12 protein-coding genes and 2 pseudogenes are annotated in these 16,458 nt (G+C 71.6%); 4 read left to right on the top strand and 10 right to left on the bottom strand.

The window, feature by feature from the left end:
* Window positions 1–84: 84 nt before the first annotated feature.
* From ABZ876_RS23060 to ABZ876_RS23045, 4 genes are all read right to left on the bottom strand, one after another.
* Window positions 85–1,746: a glycosyltransferase family 2 protein gene (locus ABZ876_RS23060; protein WP_361784187.1), complete on the bottom strand. Its 1,662-nt coding sequence runs from the start codon at window positions 1,744–1,746 to the stop codon at window positions 85–87.
* A complete protein-coding gene (locus tag ABZ876_RS23055) occupies window positions 1,743–3,977 on the bottom strand; it encodes a CDP-glycerol glycerophosphotransferase family protein (protein ID WP_361784184.1) in 2,235 nt (744 codons plus the stop codon). Before ABZ876_RS23055 ends, ABZ876_RS23060 begins: the two co-directional genes overlap by 4 nt.
* A gap of 74 nt (window positions 3,978–4,051) precedes the next feature.
* Window positions 4,052–4,912 (bottom strand): ABC transporter ATP-binding protein, encoded by an 861-nt coding sequence (locus ABZ876_RS23050; protein WP_361784181.1) that lies wholly within the window; start codon window positions 4,910–4,912, stop codon window positions 4,052–4,054.
* Entirely contained in the window at window positions 4,905–5,819 is a 915-nt protein-coding gene (locus ABZ876_RS23045; protein WP_361784178.1) for an ABC transporter permease, read from the bottom strand. The genes ABZ876_RS23050 and ABZ876_RS23045 overlap by 8 nt, the downstream gene beginning before the upstream one ends.
* A gap of 249 nt (window positions 5,820–6,068) precedes the next feature.
* On the opposite strand from ABZ876_RS23045, the gene ABZ876_RS23040 reads away from it, so the two are divergent.
* Entirely contained in the window at window positions 6,069–6,707 is a 639-nt protein-coding gene (locus tag ABZ876_RS23040) for a TetR/AcrR family transcriptional regulator (RefSeq protein WP_361784175.1), read from the top strand.
* A gap of 135 nt (window positions 6,708–6,842) precedes the next feature.
* Here ABZ876_RS23040 and ABZ876_RS23035 read toward each other — a convergent pair.
* A pseudogene (locus tag ABZ876_RS23035) lies at window positions 6,843–7,798 on the bottom strand (ADP-ribosylglycohydrolase family protein).
* The gene (locus ABZ876_RS23030) at window positions 7,795–8,400 is read right to left on the bottom strand and encodes a TetR/AcrR family transcriptional regulator (RefSeq protein WP_361784172.1); all 606 of its coding nucleotides are present in this window, start codon (window positions 8,398–8,400) and stop codon (window positions 7,795–7,797) included. The pseudogene ABZ876_RS23035 and the gene ABZ876_RS23030 overlap by 4 nt, the downstream one beginning before the upstream one ends.
* A 99-nt stretch (window positions 8,401–8,499) precedes the next feature.
* Here ABZ876_RS23030 and ABZ876_RS23025 point away from each other — a divergent pair, with 99 nt between their 5' ends.
* Window positions 8,500–9,489 carry an oxidoreductase gene (locus tag ABZ876_RS23025; RefSeq protein ID WP_361784169.1) on the top strand — a complete coding sequence of 330 codons (990 nt, stop codon included), beginning with the start codon at window positions 8,500–8,502 and terminating at the stop codon, window positions 9,487–9,489.
* 5 nt (window positions 9,490–9,494) lie between these two features.
* On the opposite strand, the gene galE is transcribed toward ABZ876_RS23025, so the two are convergent.
* The 3 genes from galE to ABZ876_RS23010 are packed head-to-tail and all read right to left on the bottom strand — an operon-like array spanning window position 9,495 to window position 13,374.
* Entirely contained in the window at window positions 9,495–10,475 is a 981-nt protein-coding gene (galE, locus tag ABZ876_RS23020) for a UDP-glucose 4-epimerase GalE (protein ID WP_361784166.1), read from the bottom strand.
* 43 nt (window positions 10,476–10,518) lie between these two features.
* Window positions 10,519–12,120: a glycosyltransferase family 2 protein gene (locus ABZ876_RS23015; RefSeq protein WP_361784273.1), complete on the bottom strand. Its 1,602-nt coding sequence runs from the start codon at window positions 12,118–12,120 to the stop codon at window positions 10,519–10,521.
* A gap of 54 nt (window positions 12,121–12,174) precedes the next feature.
* Entirely contained in the window at window positions 12,175–13,374 is a 1,200-nt protein-coding gene (locus ABZ876_RS23010) for a glycosyltransferase family 87 protein (protein WP_361784270.1), read from the bottom strand.
* A gap of 305 nt (window positions 13,375–13,679) precedes the next feature.
* Between ABZ876_RS23010 and ABZ876_RS23005 the strand changes: the two are divergent.
* Window positions 13,680–15,260, top strand: a pseudogene (locus ABZ876_RS23005) (glycosyltransferase family 39 protein); the annotation flags it as partial.
* A gap of 107 nt (window positions 15,261–15,367) precedes the next feature.
* On the opposite strand, the gene ABZ876_RS23000 reads toward ABZ876_RS23005, so the two are convergent.
* A complete protein-coding gene (locus ABZ876_RS23000; RefSeq protein ID WP_361784163.1) occupies window positions 15,368–15,874 on the bottom strand; it encodes a MarR family transcriptional regulator in 507 nt (168 codons plus the stop codon).
* 132 nt (window positions 15,875–16,006) lie between these two features.
* Here ABZ876_RS23000 and ABZ876_RS22995 point away from each other — a divergent pair, with 132 nt between their 5' ends.
* Window positions 16,007–16,420 carry an organic hydroperoxide resistance protein gene (locus ABZ876_RS22995; protein WP_361784160.1) on the top strand — a complete coding sequence of 138 codons (414 nt, stop codon included), beginning with the start codon at window positions 16,007–16,009 and terminating at the stop codon, window positions 16,418–16,420.
* The last annotated feature ends 38 nt before the right edge of the window (window positions 16,421–16,458 follow it).

Raw genomic sequence — 16,458 nt, 5'->3', positions numbered from 1 at the left:
GGTTCCGGGCCCGCCGTCCTTGCGGGCCCGTGGCTTCGATGGCCAAGACAGTGGGGCGGACCGATCGGTCCGCCCCACAACGTGTCACCGCAGGACGCTGCGGACCAGCCGTGCCGCCTCTCGCACCCGCGGTCCCGCCACCCTGCGTACCACCGGGCCCACCCGGGCCGTGAGGCCCACCGGGCGCCACCGGATCTGGAGGCGGCCCGCTCCGCGGCCCTCCGGCTCCACCGTCACCTGGTGCGGCAGCGTGCCGACCTGGGTGGCCGTCAGGACGGGGAAGGACAGCGGGGCCAGCAGGACGCCCGAGTTGGACATGCCCTGCTGGTTCAGGCGCAGCACCGGGTGACGGATGCCGTCGAAGCCCTGCACGGGCAGGTGCGCCGCCGCGATGTCCAGCCGGACCTGCCCCTCGAAGACACCGGGACGGACCGGGTCCAGGCGGAACGCCGTCGCCAGCTGACGCCGTCCGGGCGTGACCACGATGCTCGCCCGCTGCGGTCCCACAGGCAGCCGCAGGCCGGGGTCGTACGTCCGGATCGAGAGGTCGACCGAGGCGCCGGGGCCCGGCGTCACGGACGTGATCTCGTGGCGGAACTGCGCGCTGGAGAACGGCCGGTACTCCAGCTCCAGGTCGGTGATGTCGAGTTCCCGGCGCGCCCAGGTGGAGGACGGGATCTCGGCCCCCCAGTAGGTCCGGCCCGATTCGTCCGTCACCGTCCGGCGAGGGGCGACCCCGTGGCCGAGGCCTCGCGCCGCCAGCTGCGCCTCCGCCGTCCGCCGCTCACGCACCAGCTGGGTCACCACCCGCTCGGCACGCGGCAGCCGCGCGTACGCGGCGGGATCCAGCGTCTCCAGATACGGCGTCACCAGGTCCGCGAAGCCGGCCAGCCACTCCTCGTCGCGGTACGGCAGGTCACCCGCGTACATCCGGAAGTCGTGCTTGAGGAACTTGTAGTCCTTGTCCGCCCGGAGGGACTCATGGCCGCTCTCGGTCAGGAACGCGTCGATCAGGGTCTGCACATGGATGCGGTCGCGGACGTTGGAGAGCTTGTGCCGCTGGTTGGAGATCGACGCCGCCTCCGCCGCCACGTACGGGGCTATGTACCAGCGGTAGACCGGCTCCGGGATGACCGTGAAGGCGCGGGCCAGGCAGTACGCCTGCGCCGAGAACAGCTGGTCCTCGTAGTGGATGCCCTCGGGGAAGCGCAGCTCGTGCCGGTCCAGGAACTCCCGCCGGTACATCTTGCTCGTCGACAGGTGCTCGAAGAGCAGGCCCGGCTCGGACCCGATGCCCTCGACCGTGCGCCGCTCGGCTACCAGATGGGGCATCCAGGTCGAGCGCCCGCCGGTGTCGACGCGGATGCGCTCCACCGCGCCCATGGCGAAGTCGACATCACGCTCGCGGTGCGCGTTCAGCAGCAGCTCGACGGCGTTCTCGGGCAGTTCGTCGTCACTGTCCAGGAACATCAGGAACGGCGCCTGGGCGATGTCGATGGCCCGGTTGCGCGGGGCGCTGCAGCCGCCGCTGTTCTCGGGCAGGCGCAGATACCGCACCCGCTCGTCCTGGGCCTGAAGCCGGCGTGCCACCGTCGGGGTGTCGTCCGTCGAGTGGTCGTCGCTGATGATCACTTCGATGTTGGTGTACGTCTGCCGCAGCAGCGAGGCCACCGCGCGCGGCAGGCGTTCCGCGTCGTTGTAGACGATGACGGTGATCGTCACATCGGGGGTACGGGTCGTCGTCACGCCGTCGCCTCCTCGGGGGTCGGGGCCGGGGTCCGTTCGTCCACCGGGATCACGGGTGGGAGCGACTTCTCGCTCTCGCCCAGGAAGACCCGGCGCACCACCCGCTCGGCCGCCCGTCCGTCGTCGAACTCGCAGAACCTGCGCCGGAAGGCGGTGAGGGCCTTTCGCGCGGCCTCGTCCCGCCATGCGCCCGTCTCGAAGACGGCCGCCAGCTCCTCCTGGGTGTGCGCCACCTGGCCCGGCGCCTCGGCCATCAGGTCGAAGTAGACGCCCCGCGTCTTCGCGTACGTCTCCCAGTCGTCGGCGTAGATCACGATCGGACGGTTCAGGTTGGCGTAGTCGAACATGATCGACGAGTAGTCCGTGACCAGGGCGTCCGCCGCCAGGGAGAGTTCCTCGACCGGGTCGTACGACGACACGTCGATCACCCGGCCCGAGCGGCGCAGTCCGGCCAGCGGGGAGGCCGCGCCGCCGTAGAAGTAGTGGCCACGGACCAGCAGGACCGTGTCCTCGCCGAGCCGGTCGGCGAGGGAGGCGAGGTCCAGGCGCGGCGTCCAGCCCGCCTCGTAGTCGCGGTGAGTGGGGGCGTACAGGATGGCCCGGCGCCCCGGGGCTATGCCCAGGCGGTCGCGTATGGCGCGGACGTCCTCGGCCGTCGCCGAGTAGAAGACGTCGTTGCGCGGGTAGCCGTAGTCCAGCGAGGTGTAGCGCGAGGGGTAGGCGCGCTCCCACATCCGGGTGGAGTGGCCGTTCGCCGAGACGCTGTAGTCCCACTTGTCGATCCGGGCCAGCAGGGCGTCGAAGTCCAGCCCCTTGGAGGCGGCGGGGAAGTCCACCTGGTCCAGGCCCATGCGCTTGAGCGGGGTGCCGTGGTGGGTCTGCAGATGGACCGCGTCCGGGCGCTTCACCACCGCGTTGGGGAAGTTGACGTTGTTGACCAGGTACTTGGCCTTCGCCATCACGTCCCAGTAGCGGCGCGTGCCGGGGACGATGTGGTCGGTGCCCGGCGGCAGCAGGGCCGCCTTGCTCCGGGAGACCACCCACACGGCGTGGATGTGCGGGGCGAGTTCGGCGAGCTTCGCGGCGATCGCGGCCGGGTTGCAGGCCACGCCCCGGTCCCAGTACGCCGAGAACACGGCCAGGTGGGGGTCTACGGGCTCCGTCAGCGCGCGGCGGTAGCGGTGGTCGCGCAGCTTGGCGCCGACCTGCCGCTTGCCCGACGCGACCGCGGACCGCACCTCGCGGCGCTTCTGGTTGGCGGCCTGGAAGACGCGGTACTTGGTGTACGCGTTCTCCTCCAGGAAGGCGTGGCGGACACCCTCGAAGCCGGCCGGGCGCCGGTGGTGCTCCGGCCGCCACCGCACGGCGGCCTGGGAGGCGCGGCCGAAGAACTCCCGCGCCTCGGACTCCGGCATCCCGCTGCGGCTGAAGACGCGCAGCAGGTCGCGGACCATCAGGTCGTACAGCACCGCCCGCGGCCCCTCCGGGGCGCCGCGCGCGGCGAGCAGCCGGTGCAGCCGCTCGTACCGTTCGAGGGACTGGTAGCGCTGTGCCGTGGTGACCGGCGGCAGGCTCTGCTCGCGCAGCTCCCGTATCTCGTAGGCCACCTCGTCGAGCGCGGCGATCTCGTCGGCGTGCAGGAGCACGGCGAGGGCGGTGTACGTCTCGTCTTCGCCGAAGTCGGCGTCGGCCAGGTCGTCGCAGACGGCCCGGGAACGCCAGAAGTCCGCGCGGATGATCCGGTTGCCCAGGACCGGGGCCATCCAGAGCAGCTGGGGGAAGTCGCCGAGCGGGGCGGCACGGCGGCCGGCGCGAGCCAGGTACCGGCCGTCCTGGCCGGGCCTGCCGGCGGTCTGCCAGGTGGAGCGGACATGGTCGACGACGAGGACGTCCGCCGAGTCGGCCAGTTCGGCGGTGCGGTCGGCGATCGACCGCAGGGCGCCGGCGGGCAGCCCGTCCTTGGCGTGTACGAAGTGCAGCCAGCGGCCGGTGGCCCGGTCGGCGCCCGCGGCCCGGGCCGCGCCGTCGCTCGTGCCGTCCGGCAGCGGCAGTACCACCATCCGGGGGTCGTCGGCCGCGCGCTGCTCGGCCTGTTGTCTGGCCCAGTCGCCCACGGCCGCGACGATCACCTCGGCTCCGGTGAACGGCTGGGCGGTGAGGGAATCCAGGAGTTCTCCCAGATGACCTTGGGGATCGGGGCCGTGGACGATGACGCTCAGCCCTGGTTGCACGTGGTCTCCTTGCTCTACAGACGCCCACGGCGGCACTGCTGTCGATGGTCGGTGTGTTCGAGCGTTGTACTGGCTCAAGAGTGAAGAGCCGCCTTTGCGGGTTCCGGTTGCTTCTGCCGCGGTTTCGGTGGCGGGGCTGTCTTCTTCTCGCCCCCCGTGAAGGCCTCGTACGCCTCGAGGACCTCCTCGGTCGGGCCGTCCATGCGCAGCTCGCCCCGCTCGAGCCACAGCACCCGGTCGCAGGTGTCACGGATCGACTTGTTGTTGTGACTGACCAGGAAGACGGTGCCCGCGTGCCGTCGCAGCTCGCGGATGCGTTCCTCGGAGCGCTTCTGGAAGGAGCGGTCGCCGGTGGCGAGGGCCTCGTCGATGAGGAGGACGTCGTGGTCCTTGGCGGCGGCGATGGAGAAGCGCAGACGGGCGGCCATGCCGGAGGAGTAGGTGCGCATGGGCAGCGTGATGAAGTCGCCCTTCTCGTTGATGCCGGAGAAGTCGACGATCTCCTGGTAGCGCTCCTTGACCTGCTCCCGGGACATGCCCATGGCGAGGCCGCCGAGGTGGACGTTCCGCTCGCCGGTGAGGTCGTTCATCAGGGCGGCGTTCACGCCCAGCAGTGAGGGCTGGCCGTTGGTGTAGATCCTGCCGTTCTCCACGGGCAGCAGCCCGGCGACGGCCTTGAGCAGCGTCGACTTGCCGGAACCGTTGGTGCCGATCAGGCCGACGGCCTCGCCCTTGTACGCGGTGAAGGACACATTCTTGACGGCGTGCACCCGGCGTACGCCCGCGGCCTTCTCCGTCTGCTTGCGGCGCACGATGCGGTTGAGCGCGGCGGTGGCGGTGCCTCGGCCGGCGCCCGTGCCGTTGACGCGGTAGACGATGTCGACGCCCTCGCAGATGACGGTCGGGATGAGCTGGTCGCTGATCGGGTTAGCCACGGCCGTACGTCTCCTCAGCCTTCCAGAAGTAGATGAAGCCTCCGACACCGGCGAGCAGGGCCCAGCCGGTGGCCGCCGCCCACACGTGCGGGGGCAGCTGGTGCGCGTGGAAGCTGTCGATCAGCGCGAAGCGCATGAGGTCGATGTAGACGGCGGCCGGGTTGGTCTCCAGGGCGATCGTCACCAGGCGCGGCAGATGGTCCTTCGCGGTGAGCTTGTCGATGCTCCACATGACGCCCGACACGTACATCCAGGTCCGCAGGATGAACGGCATCAGCTGCGCGATGTCCGGCGTCTTCGCACCCATCCGGGCCATGACCATCGACACGCCGGCGTTGAACATGAACTGAAGGGCCAGGGCCGGGATCGCCAGCAGCCAGGAGGCGGCGACCGGCACGCCGAAGAACAGCAGGATGACGACCAGGGCGGCCATCGAGAACAGCAGCTGCTGGAGCTGCTGGAGGCAGAAGGAGATGGGCAGCGCGGCGCGCGGGAAGTGCAGGGCGCGCACAAGGCCCAGGTTTCCGGAGATCGCGCGGGTGCCCGCCATGATCGAGCTCTGTGTGAAGGTCCAGATGAACACGCCCGTGACCAGGAACGGGACATAGTCCGGGACGCCGTGCTTGGTGCCCAGCAGCACACCGAAGATGAAGTAGTACACCGCCGCGTTCAGCAGTGGCGTCATGACCTGCCAGACCTGACCGAGCTTCGCCTGGCTGTACTGGGCGGTGAGCTTGGCCGTGGCGAACGCCGTGATGAAGTGGCGGCGCGCCCACAGCTGGCGGACGTACTCGGGCAGGGAGGGACGGGCGCCGCTGACCGAGAGGCCGTACCGGGCGGCGAGCTGTGCCGGGGTCTCGGCCGCTTCGGATGCCGTGGGGGGCGGTGTGTGGAGGACCTGGCTCACATCCGCTGCTTTCGCTCGGGGGGGTCGGTTGCGCGAACCGGTCCGCAGTCTTCCGCCATAGCGCCCCTTCCGGTACCACTGTCCGGCTTTTCTCACTTTTCTTGCCGGGGTCTTGCTGGACTCTAGGGCTCTTTTGCTGCTCTTGGGACTTTTGACTACTGCTTTTTACGTCGGAACGGGACCGTATCGTCGCCACGTGAGCGTAAGCCGTTCTGACGTCGGAACGCAACCGTTCCGTCGTCACGCCCTATGCTGGTCCGCATGACCACGAACGCCGACACTCCCCAGGTGAATCGGCGCCGCAGGGCGCCCGCGGGTGCGGCGGTGCTGCGCGAGGACGTGACGGAGGCCATTCGTGCGGCCGTCTTCGAGGAGCTCGCGGCCGTCGGCTACGCCCGGATGTCCATCGAGGGCATCGCGCGCCGGGCGGGCGTCGGCAAGACCGCGGTGTACCGCCGGTGGCGCTCCAAGCTGCACCTGGTCCTCGACCTGGTCTCGGCGGTCGCGGTCCAGGGTCTGCCGGCCCCCGACACGGGATCCCTGGAGGGAGACCTGCGTCTGCTGTACGAGCTGACGTCACGCGCCCTGCGGCACCCGGTGGCCGGGCAGATCATCCCGGATCTCCAGGCGGAGGCGGCCCGCAACCCCGAGATCGCGGAGGCCATGCAGAAGGCGCTGCGGGAGGGGCAGCAGAGCGTGGCGAGCGGCATCGTCGCGGCGGCCGCCGTCCGCGGCGAGATCGGTGAGGGCATCGACCAGGACCTCGCCCTCGACCTGATCTCGGGACCGCTGTACTGGCGAGCGGTGGTGGTACGGGGCCCGAAGCTGCCGAAGGGATACCTGGCGGGTCTGGCCCGGGCCACCGCGGGGGCGCTGAAGGCGTTGTGAGGCGGGCGCCCGCCCGAGCCCGTGGTGTCGGCCGGTGTGTCCGCGGCAGGTGACTGATCCGGGCTGCGGTGGTCCACCGGGCCTGCCGGGGCATCGGGCGCCGGCAGCCCAGGGCGAACGCCGTCCGAGGCGGTACTAGCTCGTGCGCGTGCTTCGGAGAGCCAGGCTCCGGGCCAGCTCCACCAGTTGGGGCGACCTCAGCACGCGGTCGCCGAACCCCGGCAGCGGGACGTGCAACAGCTCCGCCCAGCGCTCCGGGATCGCGGCCGGGCCGTACACCGCTCCGGCCAGCCCGCCGGTCACCGCCGCGACCGTGTCCGTGTCGCCGCCGAGGTCCACGGCGGCACGTAGGGCGTCCTCGTACGACGTGGTGGTCCGCAGTGCCCAGACGGCGGAGCCGAGACATGGCCAGACCGCCCCGTTGAACTCCGTCGCCAGGTCCGGATGCCAGCCGGGGGCCAGGACGGTCGCGTAGCGGTCGCGGTGGTCGGGGTGGACGGCCGCGAGGGTGCCGGGGAGCGCGGCAAGGGGGTCCTCGCCGGTGAGTGCCACGCGGATCAGCTCGTGGAAGATCGCCGTGCCCTCCCAGGCCGCGCGGTCCCCGTGGGTGAGGGCGGCGATCCGGCGGGCGGCGCCCATGGTGGGCTCCCGGCCCTGGGGCGCGAAGTAGACCGCCGAGGTGGCCGCGCGCATCAACGCGCCGTTGCCCGCGGCCCGTTGGTTCACCTGGAAGTGCAGCGCCGCCGCGAGGTCCCAGGGGTCGCCGCTGGAGAGGACGGCCTCGGTCTGCAGGCGATGTCCTTGGGGCCGGCCGCCGCCCAGCGCCGGAACCGGTCGAAGACGTCCCGGAGTTCGAGGCCGCCGCGCTCCAGCAGTGACTCCCCGAGGAGCGCCGCCATCCGTGTGTCGTCGGTCGCCTCGCCCGGATCCCAGCCGCCGCCCCCGCACATCTCGCCGCCGTGGCCCCGCCGGGGGAAGCGGGCCGAGAACGCGCCCTCCGGCCCGAACTCGAAGGGCGCGCCCAGCGCGTCGCCGACGGCGGAGCCGAGGACGGTGGCGATCGCGCGCTCGATGGGGGTCGGGTGCCTCATCCGTTCATCTCCGGAGCGCAGCCCCGCAGGATGTACGCGATCAGCTCGTCCAGGTCCTGTGCGCACACTTCCGGCGGCAGGGAGTCGCTCGCCGCGAGGGACGCGTAGCCGTGCAGGGTGGAGAAGACCCCGACACCCACGCGCTCCGGGGGGCCCTCGCGCACCTCTCCGCGACGCTGTGCGTCGGTGATCAGGCCCACCATCTCCTCGGTCCACCGCTGGGCCGCGGCGCTCAGCTCCTCGGACGCCTCGGGGGTGTGCTTGATCGAGTACATGAGGTCGAGCAGCTCCGCGTTGGCGGTGGCGAAGTCCACGTACGCACGTGCCCCCGCCCTCAGTCTTTCGGCGAACGACTCGCCCGTCTCCTTCAGTGCCGTCGTCATCGCCTCCGCGAGCCGGCCGAAGCCGGCCAGCGCGAGCGCGTCCAGCAGTGCCTGCTTGTCCTTGAAGTGGCGGCTCGGCGCCGCGTGGCTCACGCCCAGGTCGCGCGCGAGTTCGCGGAGGGACAGCGCGGCCGGTCCCTTTTCGCGGAGCGTCTCCTCGGCGCGGGTCAGCAGCGCGGCGCGGAGGTCTCCGTGGTGGTAACGGCGTCGAGTGTGCATACAGGTCAGTGTAGCCACGATGTGGTCGACGCCTACTTTGTTGACGGCGACATCATTGTTGTCATTGACAGCATTGTTGTCGGCGCCTACTTTGGCTCTATGCCCACGACACAGAGCACCCGGACCACGAAGACCACGAAGACCACGAAGACCACGAAGACCACGAAGCAGACCAAGTGGAACGCAGGTGACATCGCCGACCAGACCGGCCGCACGGTCGTCGTCACCGGCGCCAACAGCGGCATAGGCCTCGCCACCGTCGACGTCCTCGCCCGGGCCGGCGCACGCGTGGTGCTCGCCGTACGCGATCCGAAGCGCGGCGAGGCGGCCGCCGCCACCCTGCGTGGTGCGAAGGGACACCTCGAGGTGCGCCGTCTCGATCTCGGCGACCTGGCGTCCCTGCGTGAGTTCGCCGACGGGTGGCGGGGTGACATCGACGTGCTCGTCAACAACGCCGGTGTAATGAACGTCCCGGAGGGCACCACCAAGGACGGCTTCGAAACCCAGTTCGGCACCAACCACCTGGGCCACTTCGCCCTGACGAACCTGCTGTTGCCGTATGTCAGGGACCGCGTGGTCACCGTGTCCTCGGGCATGCACCGCTATCCCGGCGCGCGCATCCACTTCGAGAACCTGAACCTGACCGGCGAATACGCCCCCATGGCGGCGTACGCCCAGTCCAAGCTGGCCAACCTGCTGTTCACCCTGGAGCTTCAGCGCCGCCTGACCGAGGCCGGCTCACGCGTACGGGCCCTGGCCGCGCACCCGGGCTGGGCCTCCACCAACCTCCAGGGCCACGACGCCAACGCCCTGCGCCGGGTCGCGATGCAGGTCGGCAACCGCCTGTTCGCCCAGGACGACAAGGCGGGTGCGCTGCCGACCCTGTACGCCGCGACCCAGGACCTGCCCGGCGTGAGCTACATCGGCCCCGACGGCATGAGCGAGATGCGCGGCGCCCCGACCTTGGTCGGCCGCTCGCACGCGGCCAGCGACCCGGCGACGGCCCGGCGCCTGTGGACGGTCTCCGAGGAGCTGACGGGCGTCACCTTTCCGGAACTCCCGGAGCTCTCGCCGGGCGTGAAAGCCTGACCGTCCTACCGCCGCGCCGCCCCCGGATGCCTGCGCACCCATCCCTCCCAGGCGGAGGTGATCATGTCCTCCACGTCGCGTTTCGCCGTCCAGCCCAGCCGCTCGGCGATACGGTCGGCCGAGGCGACGACGCGGGCGGGGTCGCCGGGGCGGCGAGGCGTGACGGCCGGCGCGATGTCGTAACCCGTGACGGCGTTGATGCGGTCGATCATCTCGCGCACCGACACGCCTTCCCCGCGCCCGATGTTGAGGGTCAGGTCCGTGCCGGGGGCGGCCCCGAGCGCGCGGGCCGCCGCCACGTGGGCCTCCGCGAGGTCGACCACGTGGATGTAGTCGCGCACGCAGGTGCCGTCGGGGGTCGGATAGTCGTCGCCGAAGATGCGCGGAGCCGCCTGCTGTGTCAGCCTCTCGAAGACCATGGGGACGAGGTTGAAGACGCCGACGTCGGCCAGCTCCGGGGCCGCCGCCCCCGCCACGTTGAAGTAGCGCAGGGAGGCCGTCGCGAGGCCCGTGGCGCGGTTCGTCGCCCGGACCAGCCACTCACCGGCCAGCTTGGTCTCGCCGTACGGCGACATCGGGACGCACGGCGTCTCCTCCGTCACCAGATCGACGTCCGGCATGCCGTACACCGCGGCGGAGGAGGAGAACACGAAAGAGGGAACCCCGGACGTCGTCACCGCGTCCAGCAGGACCCGCAGGCCCTCCACGTTCTCCCGGTAGTAGTGCAGCGGCAGCTCGACCGACTCACCCACCTGTTTCTTCGCAGCCAGATGCACGACCCCGCTCACCGCGTGCTCCGCCAGCGTGCGGCGCAGCAGCTCGCCGTCCAGCGTGGACCCCACCACCAGCGGCACCCCGGCGGGCACGCGCTCGGCGATGCCCGTGGACAGGTCGTCGTACACCACGGCGCGCTCGCCCGCCTCGGTCATCGCGCGGACGACATGCGCCCCGATGTAGCCGGCGCCGCCGGTGATCAGCCAAGTCATGTACGGCCGTCTCCTCGTCAGTTGGCCCAGTGTCCGTCTGTGGTCATGCCCAGTGAAGCAGCCGTCGGAGCCTGCGGCCCACGACCGCCGTCACTCCGCGTACGCCGGATGCCACGCGCAGGGCCAGCGCCCCGGAGTGCGTCGCGTACGGCTGCGTCAGCAGCACCCCGTGCCGCACGCTCGGCACCACGCACCGGCCCAGCAGGCCGGGGCCCTCCAGAGCGTGGGCCGTGGTCTCCCGGCTCGTGCCGTCGTCGAAGCGCAGCGTCAGTTTCAGGTCCCAGGTCCCGGCGGCGAGCGCCACGAGGTCCACGGGCGTCTCGGCCGTCCAGCCGCCGAGGTCCGCGTCCGGCCGGAGCGCGGCCGTGGCGGCGAGTCCCACCCGGGTCTCGTCCTCCCGCTGCACGAACGCCACGTCCACCCGGTGCGGGCGCGCGTTCTGCACCCGCCCGTACAGCTCGTGCAGGCGCAGCCGCAGCCGGGTGCCCCGCGCGCGTGGACGCAGTTCCGCGTCGACGGCGACCGGGAGGTGCCCCATGGGGCGGTGCAGCAGGTGCTCCAGCCGGACCTGCGGCAGATCCGCCGACCAGACTGGAGCACCGCCCTCGGTGGTCGCGTAGGGCGGGGTCAGCCGCGCCGGGTGGGCCGCCAGCTCCTTGAGCCGGCGCAGATCGCGGGGTTGGTCGGAGGCGAGCACCACCTGCGCCACGACCCGTCCCGGCACGGACGCCTGCGCGAGGTCGGCGGCGTCGAAGTCCGACAGGTACGCGCGCGTGAGTTTCCACCACTCGTCCCGGTACCCGGGGTCGCGCAACGGCAGTTCCCGCGCGTACATGCGCAGCCCGCGGTCCAGGAAAGTGGCACGCGCCGCGCGCGCGAGCCGCTTCTCACCGGCGCCCAGCAGGATCTCGTACGCCTGCCGGTTGGCCTCCATGCGCGCCTTCCAGTTGTCGATGTCGGCGCGGTCGAGGGAGATCGACAGCCGTTGCGCCGAGCGGCGCACATGCCAGACGTACACGGTGTCCGGCACCAGGGCGATGCTCGGTCCGGCGGCCAGTACGCGCGCGGTGAACACGAAGTCCTCGTAGGGGAAGCGGCCCTCGGGGAAGCGGATGCCGTGCTCGCGCAGGAAGTCGGTGCGGTACAGCTTGTTGACGCACAGCGTGTCGTCCACCAGCCGGGGGCGCCGGGAGGGGCGGGAGACCAGCGCGGGCGTCTCGTACAGCTCCGGCTGCCAGGGGACCTCGCGGCCCGACGGCAGCTCACGGCGCACGCACAGGCCCGCGGCGAGCGGGGTCTCGTGGGCGACGGCGGCCATGAGCAGCGCGTCCACCGCGCCGGGCGGCAGAATGTCGTCGCTGTCCAAAAACATCAGATACGGGGCGGTCGCCGCGTCGATCCCGTCGTTGCGCGGGGTGCCGCAGCCGCCGCTGTTGGTGCTTCTGCGCACCACTTTCACCCGCGGGTCCTCGGCCGCGAGGGCGTCCAGCAACGCGGGGCTGCCGTCCGTGGAGCAGTCGTCGACCGCGATCACCTCGCGGACGATCCCGCCTTGGGCCAGGGCCGAACGCACCGCGTCCGTCACATGAGTGGCGTCGTCGTAACCGATGACGACGACGCTGACCTGTGCATCGTGAGGGTGCATCGAATCCACGAGCCGCAGCCTAGGGATACCTGGTAATTATCTGTTAAGAGCCGATTAACCGCCTGTGCGGAAGAGGGCAGGAACGCGGCCGGGGTTCCCCGGCGGGATGTCCGCTTCCAGCGGTTCCGGGGCGGGGCGCCGGCCCGAGCGCCACAGGCGGACGAAGGACAGCACCGCCGCGGACGCCAGCAGCCCGTTGCGTACGACCATGAGCAGACATCCCACCCAGGTGCTGTCGATGACGTCCCCGTAGAGGGCCGGGTACTCCACCGTGCTCACCGCGCTCGCCGCCAGGACCAGCGGGGCCACCGCGCGCTGCGTGGTGTGGCGTGAGGTCAGGCAGACCGCGGTCAGCCCGATCAGCCACACCATGTACTGGGGGCTGATCACCCGGCTTGTCACCGTGAACAGCAGGACGGCCGTGAGCGCCGCGTCGTAGGGGGTCGCGGGCGTCCAGTGGCGGGCCCGTACCCGCCACAGCAGCAGCAGCGCGAAGGCGACCGCGGTCAGGGCGAGCGAGCAGACGGCGACGGCGTGCACATGCGGGCCGACGAACTCGACGGCTCCGTACTGGTAGCGGGTGCGCCCCGGCCAGCCGGCCCGGCGCGCCAGCATGAGCGCCGTACCGCCCAGTGACTCGATCTGCACGCCCCGGCCACCCTGTTGGCGCAGGAAGTCGAACGGGTTGCGGAACAGGGCCGCGAGCAGGGCGAGCAGCGTGACCGCGGTGACCGCGGCCGCCGTCCACGCCTCGCGGGTGCCGCGGCCGCGCGGGGTGCCGAGGAGCGCCAGCGCCGGCCACACCTTCACCAGGGCGCCGAGTGCCGCGAACGCGCCACCCGCGCGCGTGGAACGCGACAACGTCAGCAGCGAGACGACCGCGAAGGCGGTGACCTGGATGTCGTACCGGGCGAGCGGAACGTGCAGCAGCAGCGGCAGGGCCGCCGTCCACAGGGCCGCGCCGCGCAGCGAGCGGCCCGGGCTGGTGCCCGCGCGGGCGAGAACGAGGGTGATCACGGCGTCGGTGAGCAGGGTGAGGACGACGAATGCCTGAAAGTAGGTCAAACCAGGCAGCAGTGCGGGGGACAACAGGACCGCGCCCGCTCCCGGCGGGTACTGCCACAGCCGGTCGCCCGACGGGAACGCGCCGTGCGAGAGGATCCCGTACCAGTGGAAGTACAGCATCCGCACCTCGCGTGCGACCCCTCCCCGGCCGAGCAGGGGGTACTGGTCGTGGGCCAGCAGCCACAGCATCAGCGCCCGGGTGGTGAGCCAGCCGGTGGCGAGCAGAAGCAACCGATGTGTCGTCCGGCCCCTCTTCCGGAATGGTGGCGGCGATGCCGGCACGGGCGGGGGTGCGGGGGGTTCCTTGGCACTCTTCAAAGCACTCATCAAGCCCGGATGGTAAGCCGCTTCGATGACCCGAGTGTGCAGATATATCGTCCATCCGCGGTAAACGTTAGTTAATAGTACTAAGTCAGCACATGTTGAATGCCCTCATGACTGGCTCACCGTTGAGGCGTACGGAGCGCGTGGCTGTCCTCGTGCCCGTGGCCGTCATGTTCGTCCTCGGGCTGTGGGGACTGGACCGCGACGGCATGTGGCGCGACGAGGCGGCCACCTTCCAGGTCGCGCGCCGTTCGCTGCCGCAGATCTGGCGGCTGCTGCACCATGTGGACGCGGTGCACGGCCTGTACTACCTGCTGATGCACGGGGTCCTCGCCGTCCGTCCCGGTGAGGTGCTGCTGCGGCTTCCCTCGGTCTGCGGGGCGGCCGCCGCGGCCGGACTGGTCGCCGCGCTGGGCACACGGCTGTGCCGTCCGCGCGTGGGGCTGTGGGCGGGACTGCTGTACGCGGTCACGCCGATGGTCGGGCACTACGCGCAGGAGGGGCGCAGCTACGCGCTGGTCGCGGCCGGCGTCACGGGCGCGACGCTGCTGCTGGTGCGGGCGATCGAGGGCGGGAGGTGGTGGCCCTACGGCGTCGTCCTCGCCGTCACCTGTGTGCTGCACGAGTTCGCGGTGCTGGTGCTGCTCGCCCACGCCTGCACGCTGGCACTCGCCCGGGTGCCGGGCAGGGTGTGGCGGGGGTGGGCCTGCGCGGCCGGGGCCGTGGCCGTGGTGCTGCTGCCGCTGGCGCTGGTGTCGCGGGGGCAGGCGGAGCAGGTGGCATGGCTGATGCCGCCGGACGGGCGGAGCGTGTGGCGGCTGCTGCGGGGCTTCGCGGGCCCATCGTGGGCGGTGCTGGGGCCGTACCTGGTGCTGATGGCGCCGGCGGTGCGCAAGTCCGGGGCGCGGCAAGGGGTTTCGCCGGCCGGGGTGGCGTTGCCGCTGCTGCTGGTCCCGCCGGCGGTGCTGATGGCGGCGTCCCAGGTCAGCCCGCTCTACGACGACCGGTATGTGCTGTACTCACTGGCCGGGGCGCCCCTGCTGGCCGCGGCCGGTGCCGAGCGGGTGGCCGGGATGTTCTCCCGGCCGGCCGGGAGGACCGCAGCCCCTGTGCGGAGCGGCGCCCCGCACGGCGAATACCCGGCCGCGCGGGTCCCCCTGCCGTCCACGCCGCGCGGACCGGTGCCGGACGGTGCGGGAGTGGCGGCACGGGAGCGGCCACGGATCTCCGTCCCCGGCATCCGCCTGGTCCCGCGGCGGTCCTCCCGGGGGCGCCGGCACGTCGGGGCCCTGGTCGGGGTGTTACTCGTCTGCGGGGTGCTGGTCGCGCAGTTACCCCTGCTCAGGGCCGACCGCAGGGCCGGCAACCGGCCCGACGACCTCGCCGCCGTCTCGGCCGCGGTGGGCCGCACCGTACGGCCCGGAGACCCCGTGCTGTTCCTTCCCTCGCTGGAACGGCGGTCGGCCCTGACCTATCCCGCGGGGTTCCGGGGGGTCCGGGACGTGGCGCTGGACGTGCCCGCGGCCGAAGGCGGGACGCTGTACGGGCAGGAGGTCGGTCCCCGTGAGCTGCGGCGGCGGCTCGGCGGGCTGAAGTACCTCTGGGTGGTCGCCCAGGGCTATGCGCTGCGGCCCTCCTGGACCCCCTGGAACGCCACCGACCGCGCCAAACTCGCGGCCGTGAACGAGGGGTTCGTCACCCGCGCGGAGTACGTGCACCGCGGTGTCACCCTTCGACTCTACGTGCGCCGCGAGGGGGCTCGCGGCGGCGGGCGAACCGCCGCGGACCGCACCCGACCGCGTCCCGCAGGCGGTCCAAGTCCCGCGGGCGGTCCTGGTCCTGCGGGCGGTCCAAGGTCCTACAGGCAGTCCGGAGTCTCGTCCAGCGCAGCCGCGTCCAGCGCCCGGGTCAGCCGGTCGAGGCGGGCTCGCAGATCCGTGATCTCCGCCAGGTCGAAGCCCGTGGCCGCGGAGATCCGGCGGGGCACCAGCAGCGCCCGCTCCTTCAGCGCTGCGCCCTCGTCCGTGAGGTGGACGTGCACGGACCGCTCGTCCCGCGTGCTGCGCTCGCGCCGCACCAGCCCCGCGGCCTCCAGCCGCTTCAGAAGCGGCGACAGCGTCCCGGAGTCCAGCCGCAGGTGCTCACCGAGCTTCTTCACCGGCAGCTCTCCCCGCTCCCACAGCACCAGCATCACCAGGTACTGGGGGTAGGTGAGGTCCAGCTCCTTGAGCACGACGCGGTAGACGCCGTTGAAGGCGCGGGAGGCGGCGTGCAGCGAGAAGCAGATCTGGTGCTCGAGGCGCAGGTACTCCTCGGCCGCGGGGGCGGCAGCGGCCGCCGTGCTGGGGGTCGGCGTGGTCGTCATGGCTCCAGGGTAGCTCCGGCGGCCCACTTAGTTGTACACAACTGAATTGTGTGCTCTAATCACCTCTGTGAGGCGGTCCGGACGGAAGGAAGGCCGGCCGCCGGAAGAGACTTTCGAGAGGGATGGTTTTCCATGGACGCGCTCTACACCGCCGTCGCCACCGCCACCCACGGCCGCGACGGGCGCGCCGTCAGCTCCGACGGCAAGCTCGACCTTCAGCTGGCCATCCCGGCGGAGATGGGCGGCAGCGGCCAGGGCACCAACCCCGAGCAGCTGTTCGCCGCCGGGTACGCCGCCTGCTTCGCCAGCGCCCTCGGTCTCGTCGGCCGTCAGGCCAAGGTCGACGTCAGCGACGCCGCGGTGACCGGCGAGGTGAGCATCGGCAAGCAGGGCGAGGGCTTCGGCCTCGCGGTCACGCTGCACATCGAGCTGCCGGACTCGGTGGACCAGGAGACCGGCCGCAAGCTGGTCGAGCAGGCCCACCAGGTCTGCCCCTACTCCAACGCGACCCGCGGCAACATCCCGGTCGAGCTGGTCGTCGAGTAACCACCGACCCGCGCCCGGCGCCGGTGAGAACCCCTCCC

The sequence above is a fragment of the Streptomyces sp. NPDC046931 genome, assembly GCF_040644655.1.
Taxonomy (GTDB): domain Bacteria; phylum Actinomycetota; class Actinomycetes; order Streptomycetales; family Streptomycetaceae; genus Streptomyces.
Note: the sequence above shows the minus strand (reverse complement) of the source record. Positions and strands in the feature narration are given on the sequence as shown.

Coding starts and splice junctions, on each gene's coding strand:
- ABZ876_RS23015 (WP_361784273.1), bottom strand. CDS start 12,120: ATGCACCCTCACGATGCACAGGTCAGCGTCGTCGTCATCGGTTACGAC.
- ABZ876_RS23025 (WP_361784169.1), top strand. CDS start 8,500: ATGCCCACGACACAGAGCACCCGGACCACGAAGACCACGAAGACCACG.
- ABZ876_RS23040 (WP_361784175.1), top strand. CDS start 6,069: ATGCTGGTCCGCATGACCACGAACGCCGACACTCCCCAGGTGAATCGG.
- galE (WP_361784166.1), bottom strand. CDS start 10,475: ATGACTTGGCTGATCACCGGCGGCGCCGGCTACATCGGGGCGCATGTC.
- ABZ876_RS23000 (WP_361784163.1), bottom strand. CDS start 15,874: ATGACGACCACGCCGACCCCCAGCACGGCGGCCGCTGCCGCCCCCGCG.
- ABZ876_RS23010 (WP_361784270.1), bottom strand. CDS start 13,374: ATGCTGTGGCTGCTGGCCCACGACCAGTACCCCCTGCTCGGCCGGGGA.
- ABZ876_RS23030 (WP_361784172.1), bottom strand. CDS start 8,400: ATGCACACTCGACGCCGTTACCACCACGGAGACCTCCGCGCCGCGCTG.
- ABZ876_RS22995 (WP_361784160.1), top strand. CDS start 16,007: ATGGACGCGCTCTACACCGCCGTCGCCACCGCCACCCACGGCCGCGAC.